This window comes from Tepidiphilus margaritifer DSM 15129, assembly GCF_000425565.1.
GTDB lineage: Bacteria > Pseudomonadota > Gammaproteobacteria > Burkholderiales > Rhodocyclaceae > Tepidiphilus > Tepidiphilus margaritifer.
This window is the reverse complement of record NZ_AUDR01000010.1, coordinates 1-1,151: the sequence shown is the minus strand read 5'-3', so window position 1 is coordinate 1,151 and position 1,151 is coordinate 1. Positions and strand designations below refer to the sequence as shown.

The 1,151-nt window shown below is 62.2% G+C and carries 1 protein-coding gene; it reads left to right on the top strand.

Annotated features, from left to right (window positions below):
- A partial coding sequence (locus H607_RS11105) for a YfjI family protein (RefSeq protein WP_169393581.1) occupies window positions 1-1,151 on the top strand: 1,151 nt, incomplete at both ends.

Genomic DNA, 1,151 nt, shown 5'->3' with positions numbered 1-1,151 from the left:
ATCGGCCGTGCGCTGGCGCGGGAATGGGATCGGCTCACCGGCGGCCGATCGGCGGCCATCTTCGAGGCGGCCGACCCGCACTATTCGGCCACGGCACCACTGACGGCGGCATCAGTCTTCAAGCTGGCCAAGGCGTGCGGTTGGAGCGGGGAAGAGCCGTGGGGCGAACCGGAACCTCTCATTGCCGACGTCGAGGCGCTCGAGTATCCGCTCGATGCGCTCCCCCATTCGATCCGTGCGGCGGTGGAGGAAGTGCAGGCATATGTGCAGGCGCCGGTTTCTTTGGTGGCCACCAGCGCGCTGGCATCGCTTTCCTTGGCGATCCAATCCAGATTCGACGTTAAGCGCGCGGACAAGCTGTGCGGGCCTTGCGGGTTGTTCCTGCTCACCATCGCCGAATCTGGCGAGCGCAAGAGCACGATCGACGGCTTTTTCATGAAGGCGATCCGCGAGCACGAACGCGAGGCGGCGGCAGCGGCGGCGCCTGCCATGGAACAGTACATGGCCGATATGGAGGCTTGGGAATCGAAGCGCCAGGGGATCAAGGCGAAGATCACGAAATATGCTGGAAGCAAGGATACCAAGGAGCTGGAAGAATCCTTGCGCAAGCTGGGACGCATGAAGCCGGAGGCGCCAAGGGTTCCGCGCTACATCTACACCGACACCACGCCGGAGGCGCTCGCGTTCGAGCTGGGGAAACGGTGGCCAGCTGGCGGCGTCATCTCATCGGAAGCCGGAATCGTCTTTGGTGGCCACGCGATGGGACGGGATTCCGTCATGCGCAACCTTGCTTTGCTCAATCATCTATGGGATGGGGCCGGGTTGCGGATCGACCGCCGAAGTAGCGAATCTTTCGAGGTGAATGGCGCGCGCCTGACCGTGTGGCTACAGATTCAAGAGCAAACGCTCAGAGAGTTCCTCACCAAAACGGGATCGCTTGCCAGGGGAAGCGGCTTTCTCGCCAGATTCTTGGTGGCATGGCCGGAATCGACCCAAGGCACGCGTTTTTATCAGGAACCGCCAAGCCATTGGCCAGCGCTCGCGGCATTCAATGAGCGGCTCAAAGACCTGCTCGCTCAACCGCCATCGTTCGACGAGAAAGACGCGCTCATGCCGGTTACGCTCCCCTTGTCACCGGAGGCAAAGCAAGC